The sequence below is a fragment of the Streptomyces sp. NPDC001933 genome (assembly GCF_042890955.1).
GTDB lineage: Bacteria > Actinomycetota > Actinomycetes > Streptomycetales > Streptomycetaceae > Streptomyces.
This window is the reverse complement of the sequence record NZ_JBIASS010000007.1, coordinates 277,896-300,714: the sequence shown is the minus strand read 5'-3', so window position 1 is coordinate 300,714 and position 22,819 is coordinate 277,896. Positions and strand designations below refer to the sequence as shown.

The window sequence follows — 22,819 nt, the reverse complement described above, 5'->3', positions numbered from 1 at the left end:
CCACGACCCGGCTAACACCGGGGGGGCCGCCCCGCACCCCCCCCTGTCGTCGGGGGTCTCAATCCGTGTGAATAAAAACCATAAAGGGGGGGGGGGGGGGGGCCCCCCCCCCCCCCGGGGCGGGCCCCCCCCCCCGGCCGCTGCTGCAGCAGAGATCCTCTGCTGCAGCAGCTTCATGTTGTCCTCGTCGAGTTCCGCGGCTCCGAGCAACCACCCGAGGCGATCACGGGGCGGCTGGAAAACTATGTGGGGTATCTGCTCGAACAGTTCGACCGGTGGATCCGCCGTCGGCGTTCCCCCGAGGGGTGGAACGTTACTGCTCAAGCGGTCCGGTGAAATGCCGGGCGGAGTCCTCGGCCGCCGCCGCTCCGGCGGTCCCGTGGAACGTCAACTCAGCGCATACGCAAGGCATTCGACGCTTTCCCGAGTTGTTGTTTCGGATGATCCGAAAGGAAGCGTCCACCGGATTCCGCGCGCCCGCAACAAGCCCCCGGCGTGCACCCGAGAAGCCTCGCACGCAGGGTAAAAAGCGGCGCGTCCCGGAGTAAAGACACGGTCACGGATGTATAGATATACGAGCCTTCGCAAGAGGGCAGCTTTCTTGCGTCCCGTGCGGTCGGAGCGCCGCCGCCTCTTCTGGCGGGCGAGTCCGCGCGTGGTGCTTCCGCACTCGCGGCATCAGTGGCTCCGGGGTCCGGCGTCGACGGAGCCCGCAGCGCCCGGGACGGCATCGCTCAACACCCGTTCATCCATTGGTCAAGGAGAGACGCTGTGAGTTACGGAACTGCGCTGAGGGACGAAGTCCGGTCCCCGGGAACGACTCCGCTCATCGGTATTTACGACATGTACTCGGCCTCCGTCGTGGCCCGCCACTACGACGGATTCTTCGTGTCCGGCTTCGGCTTCGCCGCCTCCCACTACGGGCTGCCCGACATCGGCTTCATCGCCTGGCCGGACATGGTCGCCTTCGTGGAGCGGCTGCGGCTGGCCTTCCCCTCCCACCACCTGCTGGTGGACATCGACGACGGCTACGTCGACCCCGAGGTGGCCTGCCACGTGGTGCAGCGACTGGAGCGGATCGGCGCCTCCGGCGTCATCCTGGAGGACCAGAAGCGCCCGCGCAGGTGCGGTCACGCGGACGGCAAGCAGGTGCTGCCGCTGGAGGAGTACCTGGAGAAGCTCAACCTCGTACTGGAGAGCAGGCGGGACCTGGTGGTCGTGGCCCGCACGGACGCCACGGAGGAGTCCGACATCCTGCGCCGCGCGGAGGCGCTGGCCGAGACGGACGCCGATGTCGTCCTGGTCGACGGGGTGCGCAGCGTCGAGTGGATCAAGCGCATCCGGAAGGTGGTCGGCGACAAGCCGCTGCTCTTCAACCAGATCGCGGGCGGCAAGTCGCCCAGGCTCTCGCTCTCCGAACTGACCGACCTGGAGTGCCAGGTGGCCATTTACAGCACGCCCTGCCTCTTCGCCGCGCACGCGGCCATCGACAGCGCGCTGACGGACCTCAAGCAGTCCGACGGGCGGCTTCCCGAGTTCGTGCCCTCCGAGGGGATCGGGGTGCAGCGCTCGACGGAGCTGCTGGAGAAGAACATCAGCAGGCACCACCCCGTCCCTGAGCCCGCGACCGTCTGATCCGGACGTGGCGAAGCCGGGTGCGGTCGGCCCGGCTGGTCGGCGAACCGTCCGAATGCCGGGCCCCGATGGTGTGTCACCGCGTACTGCGGGGCCCCGGCGCCATGTGCACCACAGGCAAGAAGGAAGAGCAGGAACAATGGGATTCACCTCGTCGAAGACGCGTGCGGCCCTGGTGATCGCCCTCGGGGCGCTCTGCCAGGGCCAGTTGGCCGCCGGAGCGGCCTGGGCCGACGCCCCCGACGGCGGCATGGAGACGCACCACGGTCCGTCCGTGATCACCATCGACAACTCCAACGCCGACTCCTGGCTGGAGGTGGACCGGACGCTCAACGTGCTGGGGCCCCTGAGCAAGGGCACGGCGGGCAGCGACCACGACGGCGGCGGGGGCGCCATCGACCAGAACGTGTCCTCCTCGCAGGGCGTGGGCGTCCAGGCCGCGCCGGACGAGAACGAGGACGAGGGCGGCGAGGACGAGGACGAGGGTGCGGCGCCGGGGGGCGACGCGGCTCCCGAGAGCGCGGCGACCGGCGGGGACGACTACGAGGGCGACGCCGACACCGAGGCATAGGCCGGCTGCCCGTAGGACGCGGCACCGGACGCCGCCCCCTCTCCGCCCCTGCCCCGACCTCCGCGGAGACGCCCGCTCCGCCGTGCGAGGCTGGGCCCGGAGGTGGTGGCCATGGGAGGGTCGCGGGGCGAGGGGGCGGTCCCCGGCGGGCGCCTGGTGCTGCACCGGTTCAACGGTGACGAGGAGTACGGCCTCGACACGGCGGTGGTGCGGGTGATCCGCTCGTACGACGGTGACGTGGACGCCGAGGTGACCGTCTGGTTCGAGGCGCTGGCGGACCCGGACGCCGCGCGGCGCTGCGAGGACACGGCCGACGCGGGCACGGCCCCGTCCGCCGAGGTGGGCGTCGCCATGACGGCCGCCGAGGCGGACATCGACCGGCTGGTCGGGCGTACGTTCCTGATGCCCGGGGTGGCCGAGGGCGAGGACTCGGCCATGTCGCTGCTCTACTACTTCGAGCACGAGCCGCTGCGGGACAACCGGATCACGGTGGTCGCGCGCGACGGCGAGCTGCTCCGGCTGCGCTGGACCGGGGAGTGCGACGACGTGAACTTCTACGACGGGAGCAAGGCCCCGACCCGGCTGGAGATCGAGGGCGAGTTCCTGTTCCGGGACGCCGACGGCAGGCCCCCGGCCTGATCCGAAGGGAAGACCCCAACCACTCCTTCCCCGCCCCTTGCCTGATGAAGCGTCAGGTATCACGATGGCCCCCGCGCCCGTCAAGTGACGGTGTGTCAGATTCCCTCGGGGAGGAGGCCGTTCGGTGCCGATATCGACCACCGGGCCGCTGTCGTACGGGATGCAGCTGCCGATCCAGTCGCAGAGCACCATCTACGCCGAGGGGTGGGAGGCGGCGGCCGGTCCGGACGACCTCGCCGAGATCGCCCGGACCGCCGACCGCACCGGCTTCGCCTATCTGGCGAGCTGCGACCATGTCGCGATCCCGCGGCGGCTCGCCGGGGTCATGAGCACCGTCTGGTACGACCCGGTCGCCACCCTCGCCTATCTCGCCGGGATCACCGAGCGGGTCCTGCTGATGAGCCATGTCGCCGTCGTCGGGCTGCGCCACCCGCTGGTCACCGCCAAGCAGTACGCCACCCTCGACCACCTCTGTGGCGGCCGGCTGATCCTCGGCGTCGGCGCCGGGCACGTGGCGGAGGAGTTCGAGGCGCTCGGGGCGGACTTCGACGGGCGGGGCAGGGTGCTCGACGAGACCATCGACGCGCTGAAGGCGGCGCTCGGCCCGGAGGAGTACCCGGAGTTCGCGGGGGAGCGGATCTCCTTCGGCGGCCTCGGGCAGCTGCCGCGTCCGGCCCAGGAGCGGGTGCCGGTCTGGGTGGGCGGCTCCTCGCCCGCGGCGGTGCGCCGGGCGGCCGTGCGGGGCGACGGCTGGCTGCCGCAGGGCGATCCCCGGGAGAAGCTGCCCGCGCAGATCGCCCGGCTGAAGGAGCTGCGGGAGGCGGCCGGGGTCGAGGCGCCGATCGTCATCGGTGCGATCACCGAGCCGCTGTACGTCGGTGAGCCGGACTGGTCCGTCGGGCGGCGCACCCTCACCGGGAAGCCGGAGGCCCTCGCGGAGTCGCTGCGCGCGTACGCGGCCATGGGCGTCCACCAGATCCAGGTGCGGTTCCGCAGCCGGAGCCGCAGCGAACTGACCGACCAGATGGCGGCGTTCGCCGCCGAGGTCGCACCCCATCTCGACAGGTAGGAGTCAGGCCATGGGCAAGCTGGACGGGCGGGTCGTACTGATCAGCGGGGCGGCGCGGGGGCAGGGCGAGCAGGAGGCGCGGCTCTTCGCCGCGGAGGGCGCGCGGGTGGTGATCGCCGATGTGCTCGACGAGCAGGGCGAGGCGCTGGCCGAGGAGCTGCGGGGCGAGCTGGGGAAGGAGGCCGCCAGGTTCGTCCACCTGGACGTGAGCCGGGAGGAGGACTGGCAGGGCGCGGTCGCCGCCGCGAAGGACGCCTACGGGAAGATCGACGGCCTGGTCAACAACGCCGGGATCCTCCGGTTCAACGAGCTGCTGAGCACGCCGCTGGAGGAGTTCCAGCAGGTGGTGCAGGTCAACCAGGTGGGCGCGTTCCTCGGGATCAAGAACGTCGCGCCCGAGATCGAGGCGGCGGGCGGCGGGACCATCGTCAACACCGCCTCGTACACCGGGCTCACGGGCATGGCGTTCGTGGGCGCGTACGCCGCCACCAAGCACGCGGTGCTCGGGCTGACCCGGGTGGCCGCGATGGAGCTGGCCGCGAAGGGGATACGGGTCAACGCCGTCTGCCCCGGGGCCGTGGACACCGCGATGACCAACCCGGCGGCGCTGGACCCGTCCGCCGACCCGGAGGAGTCCAAGGCTGCGGTGGCCGAGCTGTACCGGAAGCTGGTGCCGCTGGGGCGGATCGGGCGGCCGGAGGAGGTGGCGACGCTGGCGCTCTTCCTGACCTCGGACGACTCCTCGTACATCACCGGGCAGCCGTTCGTCATCGACGGGGGATGGCTGGCGGGCGTCAGCCTGTTCTGAGTCGACCCGACCTGACGATGCGTCAGGTATTGACGGGTAACGGTGCCGGTGGAACAGTCGGACGCATCAAGATCTGACGGAGTGTCAGAAACGATTGAGGACGGTGAACCCCCTTGGAATTCGGGCTCTTTGTACAGGGGTATGTGCCCGCCGCGCGGGCCAAGGTCGACCCCGGGGCAGAGCACAAGGCGCTGATCGAGGAGACCGAGTACGTCATCCAGGCGGACAAGTCCGGCTTCAAGTACGCCTGGGCCTCCGAGCACCACTTCCTGGAGGAGTACTCGCACATCTCGGCCAACGACGTGTACCTGGGCTACCTCGCGCACGCCACCGACCGCATCCACCTCGGGTCCGGCATCTTCAACCCGCTGGCCCCGGTCAACCACCCGGTGAAGGTGGCCGAGAAGGTCGCCATGCTCGACCACCTGTCGGAGGGGCGCTTCGAGTTCGGCTCGGGGCGCGGGGCCGGCAGCCACGAGATCCTCGGGTTCATGCCGGGCATCACCGACATGAACCACACCAAGGAACTCTGGGAAGAGACCATCGCCGAGTTCCCCAAGATGTGGCTCCAGGACGAGTACGTCGGTTTCCAGGGCAAGCACTGGTCGCTGCCGCCGCGCAAGATCCTGCCCAAGCCGTACGGGAAGTCGCACCCGGCGATGTGGTACGCGGCCGGCTCGCCGTCCTCGTACGCGATGGCGGGCAGGAAGGGGCTCGGCGTGCTGGGCTTCAGCGTGCAGAAGGTCTCCGACATGGAGTGGGTCGTCGAGTCCTACAAGAACGCCGTCAAGGAGGCGGAGCCCGTCGGGGACTTCGTCAACGACAACGTCATGGTCACCTCCACGGCCATCTGCGCCGAGACGCACGCCAAGGCCGTCGAGATCGCGGTGGGCGGCGGGCTGAACTACCTCCAGTCGCTGCTCTTCCGCTACCACGACACCTTCCCCCGGCCGGAGGGGATCCCGGAGTGGCCCGAGCTGCTCCCGGAGTACACCGAGGAGATCATCGAGCTGCTGATCGCCGAGGAGCTGATGATCTGCGGCGACCCGGACGAGGTGCTGGCGCAGTGCAAGAGGTGGGAGCAGGCGGGGGCGGACCAGCTGAGCTTCGGGCTGCCGATCGGGGTGAGCCGTGAGGACACGCTGAACTCGATCAAGCTGATCGGTGAGCACGTGATCCCGAAGATCGACACGGACCCGGTGCACCGGACGTCCCGCTTCCGCGACGCGGCGTAAGGGGTGCGGGCGGGGGTGGTGCGCCTGCGGCGGTCCCGCTCCCCCGCCCGCCCCCGCCCGTGACCGGGGGCTCCGCCCCCGGACCTCCGCTCCTCGATCGCCGGAGGGGCTTCCAGATCAGCGGCGTCTTCCCGGACCGCCGCTCCGTGGGGCCGGGGTGCGTACCGCGGCCGTGCGCACCCCGGCTGCACATCCACCCACCGCAGAAGGGAACCCCGCCATGCTCGACCACCTCATCCGCGGAGCGACCGTCGTGGACGGCACCGGCGGGCCCTCGTACCCCGCCGACATCGGCATCCGCGACGGCCGCATCGCCGTCGTCGCCGAACCGGGCACGCTCACCGAGGAGGCCGTCACCACCGAGGACGCCACCGGCCTCGTCCTCGCGCCCGGGTTCGTCGACCCGCACACCCACTACGACGCCCAGCTCTTCTGGGACCCGTACGCCACCCCGTCCATGAACCACGGCGTCACCACCGTCGCCGGGGGCAACTGCGGGTTCACCCTCGCACCGCTGCACCCCGAGCGCCCCGAGGACGCCGACTACACCCGCCGGATGATGTCGCGGGTGGAGGGCATGGCCCTCAAGGCGCTGGAGGAGGGCGTCGACTGGACCTGGTCCAGCTTCCGCGAGTACCTCGACGCCCTCGAAGGGCGGATCGCCGTCAATGCCGGGTTCATGGTCGGGCACTGCGCCCTGCGCAGGCACGTCATGGGCGCCGACGCGACCGGCGGACAGCCCACCCCCGAGCAGCTCGACGCCATGCTCGCGCTGTTCCACGACGCGATGGACGCCGGGGCCTGGGGGCTGTCCACCACCCAGTCCAGCACCCACTCCGACGGCGACGGGCAGCCCGTCGCCTCCCGGCACGCCCTGCCCGAGGAGCTCCTCGCCCTCTCCCGGGCCGTCGGCGAGCACGAGGGCACCCAGCTCGAAGCGATCGTGGCCGGCTGCCTCGACCAGTTCTCCGACGAGGAGATCGAGCTGCTCGTCGACATGACCGCCACCGCCGGACGCCCGCTGAACTGGAACGTCCTCACCGTCGACGCCGCCGTCCCCGAACGCGTACCGCGTCAGCTGGTGCCCAGCGAGCGGGCCCGCCGGGCCGGGGGCCGGATCGTCGCGCTGACCATGCCGATCCTCACCCCGATGAACATGTCGCTCGGCACCTTCTGCGCCCTCAACCTCATACCCGGCTGGGGCGAGATCCTCGCCCTCCCCGTCCCCGAGCGCATCGAACGGCTCCGCGACGCCGGCACCCGCGCCGAGATGCTCCGCCGCGCCGACAGCAAGGAGGCCGGAGTCTTCCGCCGCCTCGCCGACTTCGGCCGGTACGTCATCGGCGACACCTACAGCGAGGCCAACGAAGGACTGACCGGGCGCGTGGTGCGCGACATCGCCGCCGAGCGCGGTCTCGACCCCTTCCACTGCCTCGTCGAGATCTGCGCCGCCGACGAGCTGCGCACCGTGCTGTGGCCGATGCCCACCGACAACGACCCCGCGTCCTGGGCACTGCGCCGCGAGACCTGGGAGCACGAGGACGTCATGCTCGGCGGCTCCGACGCGGGCGCGCACCTGGACCGGATGTGCGGTGCCCCGTACACCACCCGGTTCCTCGGCGACTGCCTGCGCGGGCGCAGGCTCGTCCCCCTGGAGCGGGCCGTGAAGATGCTGACCGACGACCCCGCCCGGCTCTTCGGCCTGCGCGACCGGGGCCGGATCGAGGAGGGCTTCCACGCCGACCTCGTCCTCTTCGACCCGGAACGCATCGACGCCGGCCCCGCCACCCTCGTCCACGACCTGCCCGGCGACAGCCCCCGGCTCGACTCCAAGGCCATCGGCATCGTGTCGGTCCGGGTCAACGGGGTGGAGACGCTGCGCGACGACAAGGTGACCGGCGCGGTCCCCGGTACGGTGCTCCGTTCCGGCCGCGACACCCGGACGGTGAGCACGGTATGAGCGACGACCAGAAGCGCCGCCTGTTCATCGGCGGCCGGTGGACCGAACCCGAACACGGCCACTACGAGGTGATCGACCCGGCCACCGAGGAGGTGGTCGGCCTCGCCCCGGAGGCGAGCCGCGAGCAGGTGTACGCGGCGGCGGCCGCGGCCCGGGAGGCCTTCGGCACCTGGTCGCGCACCCGCCCCGAGGAGCGGGCCGAGATCCTCGACCGGGCGGCCGGCCTGATGCTGCGCGACCTCGACGGCAACGCCGCGCTGGCCCGCGCGGAGAGCGGCGCCACCACGGGGACGGCCCGCGGCATGCAGGTCGCCGTCGGTGCCTCCCGCTTCCGGCGGTACGCCAAGGGTGCGCTGGAGCCGGTCGAGGAGGCGATCACGCCGCAGATCAACGAGGCCGGGCCGATGGGGCGGGCGGGGGTCTTCGGGGCCCTGGCCGTGCGCCAGCCGGTCGGCGTCGTCACCTGCATCACCTCGTACAACAACCCCTGGGCCAACCCGGCGGGCAAGGTGGCGCCCGCGCTGGCCATGGGCAACACGGTCGTCGTGAAGCCCGCCCCGCAGGACCCGCTCTCCGTCTTCCGGATGGCCCAGGCGCTGGAGGAGGCGGGCGTTCCGCCGGGCGTCGTCAACGTCGTCACCGGGTCGGGCCCGGAGGCGGGCGAGGCGGCCGTCGACTCCCCGGACGTCGACATGGTCAGCTTCACCGGCTCCACGGGGGTCGGGCAGCGCATCGCCGAGGTGTGCGGGCGCGGGATGAAGCGGCAGCTGATGGAGCTGGGCGGGAAGGGCGCCGCGGTCGTACTCGACGACGCGGACCTCGACTCGGCGGCGGCGGGCATCGGCACCACGTTCTCCTTCTACAGCGGTCAGATCTGTACGGCCCCGACCCGGGTCCTGGTCCAGCGCGATGTCCATGACGCGCTGATCGAGAAGCTCGCCGCCTACGCCGGTCATCTGAAGGTGGGTGATCCGGCGGCCAGGGGCACGGTCGTCGGCCCGGTCATCTCGGCCGCCCACCGCGACCGCGTCGAGTCGTACGTGGAGCTGGGCCGGAAGGAGGGGGCGAGGGTGGTCACGGGCGGCGAACGCCCGGCCGGACTCGACCGCGGTTTCTATGTCGCCCCCACCCTGCTCGCCGACTGCACCAACGAGATGCGCGTCGTCCGCGAGGAGATCTTCGGCCCGGTCGTCGTGGTCGTCCCCTTCGACGACGAGGAGGAGGGCATCGCGCTGGCCAACGACAGCGACTACGGGCTGATCGACTACGTCTGGTCCTCGGACGTGGCCCGCGCCTTCCGGGTGGCCCGGCGGCTGCGGGCCGGCGGGGTCGGTGTGAACACCATCGGGCGGAACACGGAGGCCCCGTTCGGCGGGTTCAAGAAGAGCGGTGTCGGGCGCGATGTCGGCTCGTACGCCCTGCACGCGTACAGCGAACTCCAGTCGATCGTCTGGCCCGGCTGAACCGGTACATGACCGTGGGTGTCCGCTGAGCGGACACCCACGGGAAATTTTGAATGACCACAAAACGGACAGTGCTGCGGTTCCCGTACGGTGCTGTGGTCGGGTCTCGACCTCGCATCGGAAGGCGGAAATCGCGAACGACCTTCAATTAATCAAAGTCTTTCCGTATTGTTGCCTGGAATTCAAGGATGAGACAGCGGAGTCTCGCGTTCCGGATGTGGAAATCGTAGCGTTTATCGTCCTTTTCATGACTCAGCTGGACGCGCGGCCACAGGCCGGAGACACAGTGAGGGGCGCCGACCCGGCCGACGGCGGCGTACGCGGCAAGGGCCTCGGCGGGAACTCCGTCGGCCTGATGGGCAGCGCCGTCATCGGCATCTCCACCGTCGCCCCCGTCTACTGCCTCACCTCCACCCTCGGCTCCACCGCGGGCGAGGTCGGCGTGCAGATGCCCGCCGTCTTCCTGGCCGGCTTCCTGCCGATGCTGCTCGTGGCCTTCGCGTACCGCGAGCTCAACAAGGCCATGCCGGACTGCGGCACCTCGTTCACCTGGACGGTCAAGGCGTTCGGCCCGCGCGTCGGCTGGATGTGCGGCTGGGGCCTGGTCATCGCGACGATCATCGTCCTGTCGAACCTGGCGGGCGTCGCCACCTCGTACTTCTGGCTGCTGGCGGGCGAGATCACCGGCAACAGCTCCATCGCCGCCCTGGACGACAACAAGCCCGTCCACATCGTCACCTGCCTCGCCCTGATCGCGGTCGCCACGGCGATCAGCTACCGGGGGATGACGGCCACCAAGGGCATCCAGTACGCGCTGGTGGGGCTCCAGCTCGTCGTCCTCGCGGTGTTCGTGGCGATGGCCGTGCAGAAGGCGCACAGCGGCGAGTTCGCCTCGTCGCTGGACTTCTCCTGGTCCTGGCTGAATCCGTTCGCCGTGCAGTCGTTCGCCGCGTTCACCGCCGGCCTGTCGCTGTCGATCTTCATGTTCTGGGGCTGGGACACCTGTCTGACCGCCAACGAGGAGACCATCGGCAGCGAGAAGACCCCCGGGCGGGCCGCGCTCATCGCGATGGTCGTGCTCGTCGGCTCCTACCTGGCGACCGGCGTCGCCGCCCAGATGGCCGTCGGCTCCGGCACCTCCGGGCTGGGCCTGGCCAACCCCGGCACCTCCGACAACGTCTTCGCCGCGCTGGCCGGTCCGGTCATGGGCCCCGGCCTCGGCATCCTGCTCTTCGTCGCCGTGCTCGCCTCGGCCGCCGCGAGCCTGCAGACCACCTTCATCCCGGTGGCCCGCACGGTGCTCGCGATGTCCACGTACGAGGCCCTTCCCGCCTCGTACGCCCGGGTCCACCCGCGCTTCCGGACCCCGGGGAAGGCCACGATCACGGCGGGCGTCGCGACCGGTGTCTTCTACACGGTCATGACCCTGGTCAGCGAGCACGTCCTGGTCGACACGATCTACGCGCTCGGCCTCATGATCTGCTTCTACTACGCGCTGACGGCGTTCGCCTGCGCTTGGTTCTTCCGCGCCGACCTGACCCGCTCCTTCCGCGACCTGGTCTTCAAGGGCCTGTTCCCGGGCATCGGCGGCATCCTGCTCACCGCGGTCTTCGGCAAGACCCTCTACGACATGTGGGACCCGGCCTACGGCTCCGGCTCGGCGGTCCTCGGGGTCGGCTCGGTGTTCGTCATCGGTGTCGGGCTGCTGCTGCTCGGCGTGGTGCTGATGCTGGTGATGCAGCGCCGCAGCCCGTCGTTCTTCCGCGGCGAGGTGCTGACCAAGGAGACCCCGGCGCTGGTCGTGGAGGACTGAGCGGACCGGTGGGGCGTCCCGAAAACCCCGTGCGCGTGCGTACGGGGACGGGTTAGGGTCCCCGGCATGTACTTCATGTATCAGATCTACGGCTGACACAGGGGCGGGGCACGTATCCCGTCCCGCCGCATCCGAGTGCGCCCACGGTGTTTCGCTCCCGTGGCCGGCGCACCGGATCGCTGTGTCCATTCACCGCAGATCTGAAAAGAAGTGATCCTTCATGTCACGTCGCACCTCACGTCGCCGCGCCCATGTCGCGATGATCGGTATCCCCGCCGTCAGCCACGTCCTGCCCAGCCTTGAGGTCGTCCGGGAGCTGGTGGCCCGGGGCCACCGGGTGACCTACGCCAACGACCCGGCGGTGGCCGGGCTGATCGAGGCCACCGGCGCCGAGTTCGTCCCCTACAGCTCCGTGCTGCCGGTCGCCGACAACGACTGGCCCGAGGACCCCATCGGCGCGATGGGCGTCTTCCTCGACGACGCGGTCCAGGCGCTCCCGCAACTGCGCGCCGTCTACGACCGCGACCCCGCGGACCTGTATCTCTACGACATCGGCGCCTACCCCGCGCGCGTCCTCGGCGAGACGCAGGACCGCCCCCTCCTGCAGCTGTCCCCGACCTATGTGGGCTGGGAGGGGTACGACCAGGAGGTCGCCGCGGCCCTGTGGCAGCTGCCGGGCGCCGACGCCTACCTGGCCAGGTTCGCCCGCTGGCTCGCCGACTGCGGGGCGACCACCGGCGATGTGGAGACCTTCTGCGGGCCGCCCGCGCGGTCCCTGGCGCTGATCCCGAAGGCGATGCAGCCGCACGCCGACCGGGTCGACACCGGCACGGTCACCTTCGTCGGCCCCTGCTTCGGCACCCGGGCGGACACGGGGGAGTGGACGCGTCCCGCCGATGCCGAGAACGTGCTGCTGGTCTCGCTGGGCTCGGCGTTCACGAAGCGGCCGGAGTTCTACCGCCAGTGCCTGGCCGCCTACGGCGACCTGCCCGGCTGGCACGTCGTGCTCCAGATCGGCAAGTACACGGACCCCGCGGAGCTCGGCACCATCCCGGCCAATGTGGAAGTGCACTCCTGGGTGCCCCAGCTGGCGATCCTGGAACAGGCCGACGCCTTCGTCACCCACGCGGGCATGGGCGGCAGCAGCGAAGGGCTGTTCACCGGCACGCCGATGATCGCCGTTCCCCAGGCCACCGATCAGTTCATGAACGCCGACCGGCTCGTCGAGCTGGGCGTGGCCCGCCGCATCGACACCGACGAGGCCACCGCGGAGGCCCTGCGGACCGCCCTGACCGAACTGGTCGCCGATCCGGAGGTCGCCAGGCGCTCGGCGGCGCTCCGCGCCGAGGCGCGGGCGGAGGGCGGCACCTCGCGGGCCGCCGACCTCATCGAGGACATGCTGGGCTGACCGGAGCGCAGGAACGGTGCCCGGGGCGCGGGACGGCGCCGGGCGGAGGGCGGTTCTCAGGGGTGAGAGCCGCCCTCAGGCCTGCGCCCGGACGTCGTCCACGACGTGCTTGTCGAGTGCGGCGCGCACCAGGGCCGCCGCGAGCACGGCGACCCCGTGCCCGTCCGCCGGCCCGGCCGACCCCGCAGGCTCCGTCCGATCCGTCCGATCCGTCCGTTCCGCCAGCTCCGCCAGCTCCACCAGCTTCGCCGGGGAGGCGGGCAGTCCCAGCCGCTCGGCGCCCTGGAGCGCCTTCCCGTCCACGAACGGGGCCACCTCCGGCCACACCGCCTGCACCTCGCGGACGAAGATGTCCGCGCCGGCCGGGCCGATTCCCGGGGTGCGCCGCAGCCCGGCCCGCAGGGCGTCCAGGTCGCCGTCGGCCTCCTCGCGCAGGCGCCGCAGATCGCCGCCGTAGTCGGCCAGCAGGAGCTGCGCCCCCTCGCCGAGCTGGGTCGCGGTCCGCTCGTCGTAACGCCGGTAGCCGCCCTCGCCCAGTGCGTCCACCCGCTGCTGCCAGGTCGCCCCGGCCATCCGCTGAGGTGAGCGCATGCCGTGGGCGAACAGCGCACGCGCCGCCGAAACCGCCACGGAGGCGCGGATGCGGGCACTCAGCAGATCGCTGAGGACGAGGAGTTGGTACAGCGGCTGCGGGGTGTTCCGCAGCCGGATCCCGGCTTCGGCCGCGTACGTGGTTCCGCAGCGGGCGAGCAGGGCGTCCACGGTGTCGCGGGCGGTCACGGGGGCCCGCTGCCCTCCTCGGCCGCGACCTGGGCCAGGGTGCGGCCGGTGCGGGCCGAGCGCGCCAGGTACGGGTCCGGCAGGTCGGCGCTCTCCTGGGTGGCCCGTCCGTCCTTGGCCTTGATCAGCAGCCACACCTCTTCGCCCGGGGCATCGCCGCCCTTGAAGCGGGTGAGCGCGAACTCGCCCTGCAGCTTGGTCCCGTCGAGCCAGAACGTCGCGTGCCCGTCCTCCAGGGACTGCTCGAACGGCACGGGAGCCCCCCACCGGTCGTGGCTGAGCGGCCGGTAGGTGCCCTGGTCCCAGACGATCACCGTGTCACCGCCGTACTCGCCCTTCGCGATGACGCCCTCGAAGGTGCGGTACTCCAGCGGATGGTCCTCGGTGGGGACGGCCAGCCGTCGCACCCGAGGGTTCTCCGACGGGCCGCGCGGCACCGCCCACGACTTCAGTACGCCGCCGACTTCCAGCCGGAAGTCGAAGTGCATGCGCCGCGCCTGATGGATCTGCACGACGAAGCAGGGTGCCGGCCCCGTTCGTTCGCCGTTGTCGCCGGTCCTGTCCATCCGGACACCTCCTCCGGCAGCCCGCCCGGTGCTCCCTTCCACTGTGACGCGCCTGGTCGCGAAGCGCACCGGGACGGGTTCCGGAGCCGGTCCGGCGCCGGTCCGCAGCCCGTCCGTACGCAAGTATCTCGCCATCAAGTATCTTGACATCGAGACTATTTCCCCGGCAGTCTTCGTCCTGCTGTTCAAGATCTCTTGTCCGAGGGGGCGCGTGATGCGGCGAGGCGAAGGGCGAGGTGCAGGGCGGGGAAAGGGAAGCGGGCGGGAGCGCGGGCCGGGGCTGCTGGCGCAGTTGCGCAACCCGCCGGGCGGCCGCAACGCGCGGATCATGCTGCTCGCGCTGGCCGTGGACCGGACGGGCTCGGGGCTGTGGGCCGCGTCCTCGGTCCTGTATCTCACCTTCGTGACGCATCTGAGCGCCCAGCAGATCGGGGTGCTGCTGGGCGTGGCCGGAGTCGCGGGCATCGCCGGCTCCCCGCTGGCCGGGCGGCTGGCCGGCCGCTTCCCGGTACGCGGGCTGCTGATCGGCTGCCACCTGCTCCGGCTGGTGACGCTCGGCCTGGTCCTGGTGTGCACGGGATTCGACGCGCTGCTCCCCGTGGTCGCCGTGACCTACCTGGGCGACCGGGCCGCGAAGACGTTGGAGATGCTCTTCGCCACCCGGGCCGCGGGCGAGCGCCGCGCCGCGTACCAGGCGCTGTCGCGCAGCGCGGCCAACGCGGGCTACGGCGTCGGCGCGGGGCTCGCGGCCATCGGCCTGGCGGTGGGGACCACGGGCGCCTACCGCGTCCTGATCCTGGGCAACGCGCTCTCGTTCGTCGTCGCCGCGGTGCTTGTGTGGCGTACGGGCGAGCCGGCGGGGAGCGCCGTCGAGGTGGCGCGGTCCGGGGGTGCGGCGCCCGACGCTCCGGACCGGGCACCGGTTCCGGACGGGCGGGCCCCCGTCCGGAGGTCCAGCCCGTGGCGTGATCGCGGCTACCTCAAGTTCGCCCTCCTGGACATCCCGATGAACCTCGACGACTCGGTCCTCGCCGTCGGCCTGCCGCTGTGGCTGGTGAACCGCACCTCCGCGCCGCACGCCCTGGTCCCGGCCTTCCTGGTCATCAACACCGTGCTGGTCGTGGTGCTCCAGCTGGGCGTGTCGAAGCGGGCGGAGGGGCCGCGCCGGGCGACCCGGGCGGTGCTGCTGTACGGAGTCCTGATGTTCGTGTGCTGCGGCTTCCTGGCCGCGGCCACCCGGGGCGGGGCCTGGGTGGCCGGGGCGGTGCTGCTCGCGGCGGCGTTGCTGGTCACGCTGGCGGAGCTGATGCGGTCGGTGAGCTCGTGGGAGCTCGCGGTGCTGCTCGCGCCGCAGGACGCCCGCGCCGCGTATCTGGGGGTGGCCGGGATGTCGCAGTCCATCCAGAAGTCCGCCGGGCCGCCACTGCTGACCGGTGTGGTGATGGCCGCCGGGCCGGTGGGCTGGCTGGTGCTCGGCACGGCGGTCGCGGGCCTGGCGGTCGTGCAGCGACGGGCCTGCGTGCGGCGGCTCGGCATCGGCTCGCCCCCGTCGGAGGATGCCGCCGCCCTCGCTGTTAGGTAGACTGACCTACCTAATTAGGAGGTGGGTGGCATGGGCGAGGCGAAGCCCGAGGAGAAGCAGCCGGTGAAGCGGCGGCGCGGGGCGGCGCGCGGGCGGATTCTCGACGCCGCCGCGCGCCGGTTCTACGCGGACGGCGTGGCGGCGACGGGCGTCGACACGATCACGGCCGAGGCCGGCGTCGCGAAGATGAGCCTCTACAACAACTTCGACTCCAAGGCCGACCTGGTCTGTGCCTACCTCCGGGCCAGGCACGAGGAGTGGCTCGACCTCTACCGGCGGCGCCTGGCCGACGCGCAGGGACCGGCGGAGGCCGTGCTGGCCGTCTTCGACGCCTACGCCGACCACGCCGATTTCGCCTACGAGCACGGCTTCCGGGGCTGCGGCCTGCTCAACGCGGCCGCCGAACTGCCCACCGGGCACGAGGGCCGGACCGTGGTCCGCCACCACAAGGAAGAGGTGGAGGGCCTGCTCACCGCCCACCTCCAGGAGCTGCTGCCCGGCCGCGACGAGCAGGCCCGGTCCGTGGCGGAGCACCTGGCGTTCCTGCTCGAAGGGGCCATCGTGCGCGCCGGCCTCGAAGGCGACGGCACGCGCATGCGGCGCGCCCGGGACCTGGCGGCATCCCTGGTGGGCACCCTGTGACCGGGGCGGCCCGGCCCACCGCCGGAGCGGGCCTCGGCGCACTCGCGGTCCTGCTGGCCTCGGTGCTCTGGGGCACCACGGGCACCGCCGCGACCTTCGCGCCCCAGGTGGGCCCGTTGGCGATCGGCGCGGCGGCGATGGGGCTGGGCGGCCTGCTCCAGGCACTGGTGGCCGGGCGCCGCATCGCCGGGGCCCGCACGGAGCTGAGGGCGCAGTGGCGGACCGTGCTCGTCGGGGGAGCGGGCGTGGCGCTGTATCCGCTCGCGTTCTACACCTCCATGCATCTGGCCGGGGTCGCGGTCGGGACGGTCGTCTCCATCGGCTCGGCCCCGCTGGCATCGGCCCTGATCGAGCGGTTCGCGGACGGCCGGAGCCTGTCCCGGAGATGGCTGGCGGGGGCCGCCCTGGGGCTGGCCGGCACGGTGCTGCTCTGCACGGCCGAGGCCGCGCAGGCCGGTGCCGGAACGGGTACCGGCTCCGCCCGGCAGACCGTCGTCGGCGTGCTGCTCGGGCTGGTCGCGGGCCTGACGTACGCCGTGTACGCGTGGGCGGCGCACCGCCTCATCGTCCGGGGCGTCACCTCGCGGGCGGCCATGGGTGCGGTGTTCGGCCTCGGCGGGCTGATGCTCGTACCGGTGCTGCTGGCCACCGGGGCGCCGCTGGTCGCCTCCTGGACGAACGCGGGCGTCGGGATCTACATGGCGCTGGTGCCGATGTTCACCGGGTACGTCCTGTTCGGCTACGGCCTGTCCCGGATCCCCGTCAGTACCGCGACGACCCTGTCCCTGCTGGAACCCGCCGTGGCGGCGGTCTTCGCGGTGCTGGTCGTGGGCGAACACCTGCCGGCCCTCGGCTGGACCGGCATCGCACTGGTCATCGCCTGCCTCGGCGTACTGACCGCCCCGTCCAGCCCGTCCCGCCGTCTCCGTGCCGCGAAAGTGCCGGAGCCGGAACGCGAGGGGGTCATCACGAACGCCTGAGGGCCTCGCGAGGTCAGGCGTTCCGGCTGTGGTGGTCCAGCAGACGGGTCAGCAACTCCACGAACCGGTCGCGTTCGGCCGGGCTCAGCGGCGCGAGCAGTTCGTCGTGGAGCTCGTCCAGGACCTGGTCGAGGCGGCGCAGGTGACGGCGGCCCTGCGGGGAGATCGTGATGATGTTGCGGCGCTGGTCGGCGGGGTCCGGTGCCCGTTCGACGAGCTTGCGCTCGGCCAGTTCGTTGAGCACGCCGACCATGTCGCTGCGGTAGATGCCGGTGCGCCGGCTCAGCGTCGCCTGGCTGGCCGGTCCGTGATCCTGCAGCGAGGCGAGCACCGCGTAGTGCCACTTGCGGGCGTCGGCCCCGGCCAGCCCCTCGGTGATCAGCCGGTCCGACCGCGTGGACAGCTGCGACAGCAGCCGGCTCGCCCGCAGACGCAGCCTGTCGGGCGCCCTGGACGCGCCGTCGTCGGACATGTCTGCGGCTTCTGCTGCGGCAGAGGCTGCGGCTTCGGATCCGGTCATGGCTCCCATCCTGCCCGTTGCGTTAGTCAGGCTAACGATATACGTTCGCCCGTGCCGACAGCGTTAGCGCGGCTAACGGAAGTTGGCGAACTCCAGGAAGGAAGGCCCGCCATTCCCGCCATTCCCATCATTTCCGCCAGGACACTGCAGATTCCCACCCCTGACGGCCGGGCCGACGCTTTCGCGGCGTTCCCCGACGACGGCGAGCGGCACCCGGGGGTGCTGATGTACACGGACGCCTTCGGCCTGCGGCCCGAGATGGAGGACAAGGCACGTGAACTGGCCGGGCACGGCTACTACGTGCTCGTCCCCAACCTCCTCCACCGGCACGGTCCGGCACCGGTGGTCGAACTTCCCGAGTACATCGGGGAAGAGGTCCGGCCCGAGGTCATCGACCGGCTGATGCCCCTGCTCCGGGAGCACACCGCCGAACGGTCCCTGCGCGACGCCGACGCCTACCTCGGCTTCCTCTCCGCCCGGCCCGGGACCGACGCCGGACCGGTCGCCGTGGTCGGCTACTGCATGGGCGCCGCCCTGGCGCTGCGCACGGCGGCGGCCCGCCCCGACCGGGTGGCCGCCGTCGCCGGGTTCCATCCCGGCTTCGTCGTCACCGACGGGCCCGACAGCCCGCACCGCCTCGTCCCCGAGCTCACCGCCCGGGTCCACCTCGGCCTCGCCGACGACCTGCCGCCCGAGGCCGTCGGCGAGCTGGGCGAGGCCCTGGATGCCGCGGGCCTCGGCCACACCTGCGAGGTCTACCCCGGCACCGTCCACGGCTTCACCATGTCCGACACCGACGCCTTCAGCGCCTCCGGTCTGAAGCTCCACTGGGACCGCCTGCTCCCCTTCCTGGACGGCGCCCTGCGCCAGGGCTGAGGCTCGCCGGACAGGCCCTAACGCGCTTCCAGGAACACCGGATTGGTGAGCGCCGCAATGGCCCCCGGCAGCCCCGGCACCGTCGCCGGATGCCGGACCTCGGCCCGTACGTAGGCCGCGTAGGACGGAGTCGTACGCCATTCCACCGCCCCCGTGCCCGACCCGGGCAGCCCGGCCGTGAACAGCGTGCCCTGGTCGGTGACGAAGTGCGCGGTGCAGCCGGGCGCCCCGATCACCTCCAGCCGCACGGTGACCGGGGTGTCGTCCCCGTCCACCCGCAGCCGCTCACCGATCCCCGCGTGCTGTCCGCGCCCGCCCGAGACCCCGAAGGAGAGCGTGACGGCGGACGACTCCGCGATGTACGAGTGCCCGGCCCGGATGCCCGCCACGATCGCCTCGCGCGACAGCTCGTCGGCGAGGACGACGGTCTGCGGCAGCCCCACCACGTCCGGCTCCCGGTGCGCGTCGCTGTTGCCCATCGCCGCGACCCACGGCTTCGACCAACGGACTGCGGCGACCAGGGAGTTGTCCCACTCGGCGAGGGCGATCTCGTCGTCCGGGGTGTACGCCCCGTTCCACACCTCCACCGCGTCCGCCTCGCCGAAGCCGAACTTCCAGTGGCAGCCGATGCAGGTGGCGTGTGGATGGGCGGGCACCACCAGACCGCCGGCCCGGCGCACGGCCTTCGCGTAGTGCCCGAACCGGTTGTCGCGGGCCCGGTAGCGCCAGTCCACGAACGTGCCCGGATCGGTGGCCACCGCGAGCACGTGGCCGTTGCGGGTGGTGATCTCCTCGCCGGTGAGGACGAGCAGGTCCTCGCCCCACAGCCCGCCCCACGCCCCGTGCGCGGAGTACGTGTTGTGCTCGCTGCTGTTGATGAAGTCGAGCCCGGCCGCGCGTGCGGCGGCGGCGATCTCGGCGGGGGTGCGCCTGCCGTCCGAGTGCACGGAGTGCAGATGGCAGTCGCCCCGGTACCAGGCCCGCCCGCGCCCCTTCGCCCGCTCCGGCGGGTACACCGGCTCCGGCGTGGACCCGGCGGGTCCGAACCGCAGGGTGACCGTCACCTCGTACGGCAGCCCCCCGGGCGCCACGGTGTAGGGGCCGAGCGCGATGTTCCACGTACCGGCCCGCACCGGCCCCGCGATGTAGCCGGGCGTCGCCTCGTCCGCGCGGATGAAGAAGCTGCCGCGCGCCCCGCCGGACCATCCCCGGAACCCGCGCCCGCCGAGTCCGGTGCCGCGTTCGTCGAAGATGCCGATGTCGAGGGCGTTGCCCTGCGTCCCGGCCGGTACGGGGGGCTTCTCGTACGCGTAGGAGACGGCGATCTCCCGTACCCCGCGAGGTACTTCGACCGGCAGGTACACGAAGTCCGGCGACCCGGTCGACAGGGTGCCGTGCACGGTCCTGGTGTCCTCGTTGCCTGCGTTCGAGGCGGTGGTGGCGTCGGCGAAGCTCACAGTGCCCAACGTTAGAGCGGTGGCGGCCGTACCGACGAGAAGGCCGCGCCTGGCCATCGGGTGGCCGTGAGCGGAGTGCGATCCGGACATGAGAGGGGCTCCCCGGGTGTCGTGGGTGTCGCGGGTGGCGAGGAATGACACGCACCCGAAAGCCTGGCGGCCGGCGGTGAACCACGGAAGAACGCCGGTGGACCACGGAAGAACGCCGGTGGGCCTGACCGGGCCGGGCCACCGACCCCTCGCCCTCCGCCCCTCCCTGAAGCTCGGCTTTCCGCACCGCACGGCATACGTTGGGTTCTCGTCCCTCACCGGATCACGACGGAGGTGTTCTCAGATGCGGATCGGCACAACGATCTTCCTCACCGACGAGACGATCACGCCGCTGCGGCTCGCCCGCGAACTCGAACAGCGCGGCTTCGGCGGGCTCTACCTGCCCGAGCACACCCACATCCCGGTGAGCAGGGACACCCCCTACCCGGCGGGCGGCGAACTCCCGCCCGAGTACGGCCGCACCCTCGACCCCTTCGTCGCCCTCGCCCAGGCCGCCGCCGTCACCGAACGCCTGACCCTGGGCACCGGCATCACGCTCGTCGCCCAGCACGACCCGATCGACCTGGCCAAGCAGATCGCCACCCTCGACCACCTCTCCGGCGGCCGGTTCACCCTGGGCGTCGGCTACGGCTGGAACGTCGAGGAGGCCGCCGACCACGGCGTCGACTGGCCGTCCCGCCGCGACCTGGTCCGCGACCGGATGGCCCAGATGCGCGCCCTGTGGGCGGACGAACCCACCGCGTACAAGGGCGAGTTCGGCTCGGTCCGGGCCAGCCACGCGTACCCGAAGCCGGTCCAGGAGCCGCGCGGTCCGGTGAACGGCCCCCGCACCCTGATCGGCGGCGCGGCGGGCCCGAAGCTGTTCGCCCACATCGCCGAGTACGCCGATGGCTGGCTGCCCATCGGCGGCCGGGGCCTGACCGGGTCCGTCCCGAAGCTCCGCGCGGCCTGGGACGCGGCGGGCCGCGACCCCAAGCACCTCCAGATCGTCCCGTACGCCGTCCTCCCGAACGCGGGCAAGTTGGCGCACTACGCGGACCTGGGCATCGAGGAGATCGTCCTGCAACTGCCCCCGGCGGGCGAGCCGGAAGTGCTGCGGGCGCTCGACGCATACGCCCAGTACCTCTGAAACTCTGCACCCCCGGATGGTTGCGGGCGCAACCATCCACCCGGAATCAGCATCTTTACGAGTTAAGGACCGAATCGCTGGTGAGCACATGAGTACGTGAGCATGTGAGTACGGGAGTGGATCAGGATGAACAGGCCGCTGCGGCGCATAGCCATATTCTGCGGGCTGCTGGTGATGGCGCTGCTGTTGCGGGCGAACTGGCTCCAGTACTTCCAGAGCGAGCCCCTGGCCACTCATGAGAAGAACCGCCGGGTCAAGATCACCCAGTTCGCCACCCCGCGCGGCGACATCATCGTGGGCAGCGACGCGATCACCGGGTCCAAGGCGGTCGACGGAACGGACTTCAAGTACAAGCGGACCTTCAAGCAGGGCCCGATGTACGCCCCCGTCACCGGATACGCCTCCCAGGCGCAGGGCATGTCCCTCCTGGAGAAGACGTACGACAGCATCCTCAGCGGCCAGGACGACCGCTTCGCCTTCCGGCACGCCAAGGACGTCATCACCGGCGAGCCGCGGCGCGGCGGCGATGTGATCACCACGATCGACGCGAAGGCGCAGAAGGCCGGCTACAAGGGGCTGACCGACCTCGGCGCGCGCGGCGCGGTCGTCGCGCTGGAACCGGAGACGGGGAAGGTCCTGGCTCTGGTCTCCACACCCTCGTACGACCCGTCCGTCTTCGCCGGGAACTCGTTCAAGGAGGGGGACAGGTTCCAGGCGCTCGTGAAGGACAAGAGCAAGCCGCTGGCCAACCGCCCGCTGCGGGAGACCTTCCCGCCCGGCTCGACGTTCAAGATCCTCACGGCGGCCGCGGCCCTGGAGAACGGCGTGGTCACCGATGTCGACGCCCGGTCCGACGCGGTCTCCCCGTACCCCCTGCCGCTCTCCAGGAACAAGATCGGCAGCGAGGCGGGCGACGCGGTGTGCAACAAGGCGTCCATGAAGACCGCGATGCAGTACTCCTGCAACAACGTCTTCCTCGACGCGGCGTCCAAGGTCGGCGCCGAGAAGATGCGGGAGACCGCGGAGAAGTTCGGCTTCAACGCCGATGTGTACTCCGACGAGTTCGGCGACATGCTCGCCACCAAGAGCCTGTACCCGAGCGAACTCGACAAGCCCGGGACCGCGCTGACGGGCATGGGGCAGGGCAGCCTCACCAGCACGCCCATGCAGATGGCGATGGTGACGGCAGCCCTCGCCAACGACGGCAAGCTGATGCAGCCGTACATCGTGGACGAGCTGCGCGGCCCCGACCTGTCGGTCCTGGAGAAGAACGAGCCGAAGCTCAAGAGCCAGGCCGTTTCCGAGGAGACGGCGAAGAAGGTCCAGGAAATGATGGAGTTCACCGCCAAGGAGGGCAGCGCCCAGCGCGCCCTGATCGACGGTGTCACGGTCGGCGGCAAGACCGGCACGGCGCAGCGCGGTGTCGATGTGAACGACGAGGTGCCGTACGGCTGGTTCGTCTCGTACGGCAAGTCCGGCGGCAAGTCGGTGGCGGTCGCGGTGTTCATCGACCCGACGGCCATGGACATCTCCCGGTCCGACATCTCCGGTGGCCGGCTGGGTGCGCCGATCGCGAAGAGCGTGATGAAGGCGGTGCTGGGCAAGTAGCCCGCGCCCGGACGTCAGCAGGCGCCA

20 protein-coding genes are annotated in these 22,819 nt (G+C 71.5%); 16 read left to right on the top strand and 4 right to left on the bottom strand.

Annotated features, from left to right (window positions below; genetic code table 11):
* Positions 1 to 771: 771 nt before the first annotated feature.
* The 10 genes from ACFYY7_RS20050 to ACFYY7_RS20005 all read left to right on the top strand — a co-directional run bounded on the left by ACFYY7_RS20050 (position 772) and on the right by ACFYY7_RS20005 (position 12,601).
* Positions 772 to 1,635: an oxaloacetate decarboxylase gene (locus ACFYY7_RS20050; protein WP_388663083.1), complete on the top strand. Its 864-nt coding sequence runs from the start codon at positions 772 to 774 to the stop codon at positions 1,633 to 1,635.
* Positions 1,636 to 1,774: 139 nt separating this feature from the next.
* Entirely contained in the window at positions 1,775 to 2,206 is a 432-nt protein-coding gene (locus tag ACFYY7_RS20045) for a hypothetical protein (protein WP_388663081.1), read from the top strand.
* A 111-nt stretch (positions 2,207 to 2,317) separates the two neighbouring features.
* The gene (locus ACFYY7_RS20040) at positions 2,318 to 2,845 is read left to right on the top strand and encodes a hypothetical protein (RefSeq protein WP_388663079.1); all 528 of its coding nucleotides are present in this window, start codon (positions 2,318 to 2,320) and stop codon (positions 2,843 to 2,845) included.
* A 124-nt stretch (positions 2,846 to 2,969) separates the two neighbouring features.
* Positions 2,970 to 3,914: an LLM class F420-dependent oxidoreductase gene (locus ACFYY7_RS20035; protein ID WP_351252936.1), complete on the top strand. Its 945-nt coding sequence runs from the start codon at positions 2,970 to 2,972 to the stop codon at positions 3,912 to 3,914.
* A 10-nt stretch (positions 3,915 to 3,924) separates the two neighbouring features.
* Complete coding sequence (locus ACFYY7_RS20030; protein WP_388663077.1) at positions 3,925 to 4,722, top strand: SDR family NAD(P)-dependent oxidoreductase; 798 nt, start codon at positions 3,925 to 3,927, stop codon at positions 4,720 to 4,722.
* A 113-nt stretch (positions 4,723 to 4,835) separates the two neighbouring features.
* On the top strand, positions 4,836 to 5,957 hold the full coding sequence (locus ACFYY7_RS20025) for an LLM class flavin-dependent oxidoreductase (RefSeq protein ID WP_266732090.1): 1,122 nt from the start codon (positions 4,836 to 4,838) through the stop codon (positions 5,955 to 5,957).
* A gap of 220 nt (positions 5,958 to 6,177) precedes the next feature.
* Positions 6,178 to 7,917, top strand: a complete 1,740-nt coding sequence (locus tag ACFYY7_RS20020) for an amidohydrolase family protein (protein ID WP_388663075.1) — start codon at positions 6,178 to 6,180, stop codon at positions 7,915 to 7,917.
* The gene (locus tag ACFYY7_RS20015) at positions 7,914 to 9,380 is read left to right on the top strand and encodes an aldehyde dehydrogenase family protein (protein ID WP_388663073.1); all 1,467 of its coding nucleotides are present in this window, start codon (positions 7,914 to 7,916) and stop codon (positions 9,378 to 9,380) included. Before ACFYY7_RS20020 ends, ACFYY7_RS20015 begins: the two co-directional genes overlap by 4 nt.
* A 247-nt stretch (positions 9,381 to 9,627) precedes the next feature.
* Positions 9,628 to 11,193, top strand: coding sequence for an APC family permease (locus tag ACFYY7_RS20010; protein WP_388663072.1), 1,566 nt, complete (start codon positions 9,628 to 9,630; stop codon positions 11,191 to 11,193).
* 220 nt (positions 11,194 to 11,413) lie between these two features.
* Positions 11,414 to 12,601: a macrolide family glycosyltransferase gene (locus ACFYY7_RS20005; protein ID WP_388663071.1), complete on the top strand. Its 1,188-nt coding sequence runs from the start codon at positions 11,414 to 11,416 to the stop codon at positions 12,599 to 12,601.
* A gap of 75 nt (positions 12,602 to 12,676) precedes the next feature.
* Here the strand turns inward: ACFYY7_RS20005 and ACFYY7_RS20000 are convergent, their stop codons facing one another.
* Positions 12,677 to 13,381, bottom strand: a complete 705-nt coding sequence (locus ACFYY7_RS20000; RefSeq protein WP_388663070.1) for an endonuclease — start codon at positions 13,379 to 13,381, stop codon at positions 12,677 to 12,679.
* Positions 13,378 to 13,947 carry a DNA polymerase ligase N-terminal domain-containing protein gene (locus tag ACFYY7_RS19995; protein ID WP_388663068.1) on the bottom strand — a complete coding sequence of 190 codons (570 nt, stop codon included), beginning with the start codon at positions 13,945 to 13,947 and terminating at the stop codon, positions 13,378 to 13,380. Before ACFYY7_RS19995 ends, ACFYY7_RS20000 begins: the two co-directional genes overlap by 4 nt.
* Positions 13,948 to 13,990: 43 nt before the next feature.
* On the opposite strand from ACFYY7_RS19995, the gene ACFYY7_RS19990 reads away from it, so the two are divergent.
* The 3 genes from ACFYY7_RS19990 to ACFYY7_RS19980 are packed head-to-tail and all read left to right on the top strand — an operon-like array spanning position 13,991 to position 17,151.
* On the top strand, positions 13,991 to 15,529 hold the full coding sequence (locus ACFYY7_RS19990; RefSeq protein ID WP_388663066.1) for an MFS transporter: 1,539 nt from the start codon (positions 13,991 to 13,993) through the stop codon (positions 15,527 to 15,529).
* A 30-nt stretch (positions 15,530 to 15,559) separates the two neighbouring features.
* Positions 15,560 to 16,171, top strand: a complete 612-nt coding sequence (locus tag ACFYY7_RS19985; RefSeq protein ID WP_388663064.1) for a TetR/AcrR family transcriptional regulator — start codon at positions 15,560 to 15,562, stop codon at positions 16,169 to 16,171.
* Positions 16,168 to 17,151, top strand: a complete 984-nt coding sequence (locus tag ACFYY7_RS19980; protein ID WP_388663062.1) for a DMT family transporter — start codon at positions 16,168 to 16,170, stop codon at positions 17,149 to 17,151. The genes ACFYY7_RS19985 and ACFYY7_RS19980 overlap by 4 nt, the downstream gene beginning before the upstream one ends.
* A 13-nt stretch (positions 17,152 to 17,164) precedes the next feature.
* On the opposite strand, the gene ACFYY7_RS19975 is transcribed toward ACFYY7_RS19980, so the two are convergent.
* Positions 17,165 to 17,680 (bottom strand): MarR family winged helix-turn-helix transcriptional regulator, encoded by a 516-nt coding sequence (locus ACFYY7_RS19975; RefSeq protein WP_388663060.1) that lies wholly within the window; start codon positions 17,678 to 17,680, stop codon positions 17,165 to 17,167.
* A gap of 120 nt (positions 17,681 to 17,800) precedes the next feature.
* Here ACFYY7_RS19975 and ACFYY7_RS19970 point away from each other — a divergent pair, with 120 nt between their 5' ends.
* Positions 17,801 to 18,547 (top strand): dienelactone hydrolase family protein, encoded by a 747-nt coding sequence (locus ACFYY7_RS19970; protein ID WP_388663239.1) that lies wholly within the window; start codon positions 17,801 to 17,803, stop codon positions 18,545 to 18,547.
* A gap of 17 nt (positions 18,548 to 18,564) precedes the next feature.
* On the opposite strand, the gene ACFYY7_RS19965 is transcribed toward ACFYY7_RS19970, so the two are convergent.
* Positions 18,565 to 20,094 carry a CehA/McbA family metallohydrolase gene (locus tag ACFYY7_RS19965; protein ID WP_388663058.1) on the bottom strand — a complete coding sequence of 510 codons (1,530 nt, stop codon included), beginning with the start codon at positions 20,092 to 20,094 and terminating at the stop codon, positions 18,565 to 18,567.
* A 244-nt stretch (positions 20,095 to 20,338) separates the two neighbouring features.
* Here ACFYY7_RS19965 and ACFYY7_RS19960 point away from each other — a divergent pair, with 244 nt between their 5' ends.
* A complete protein-coding gene (locus tag ACFYY7_RS19960; RefSeq protein WP_388663056.1) occupies positions 20,339 to 21,184 on the top strand; it encodes an LLM class F420-dependent oxidoreductase in 846 nt (281 codons plus the stop codon).
* 126 nt (positions 21,185 to 21,310) lie between these two features.
* The gene (locus ACFYY7_RS19955; RefSeq protein ID WP_388663054.1) at positions 21,311 to 22,792 is read left to right on the top strand and encodes a peptidoglycan D,D-transpeptidase FtsI family protein; all 1,482 of its coding nucleotides are present in this window, start codon (positions 21,311 to 21,313) and stop codon (positions 22,790 to 22,792) included.
* Positions 22,793 to 22,819 lie beyond the last annotated feature (27 nt).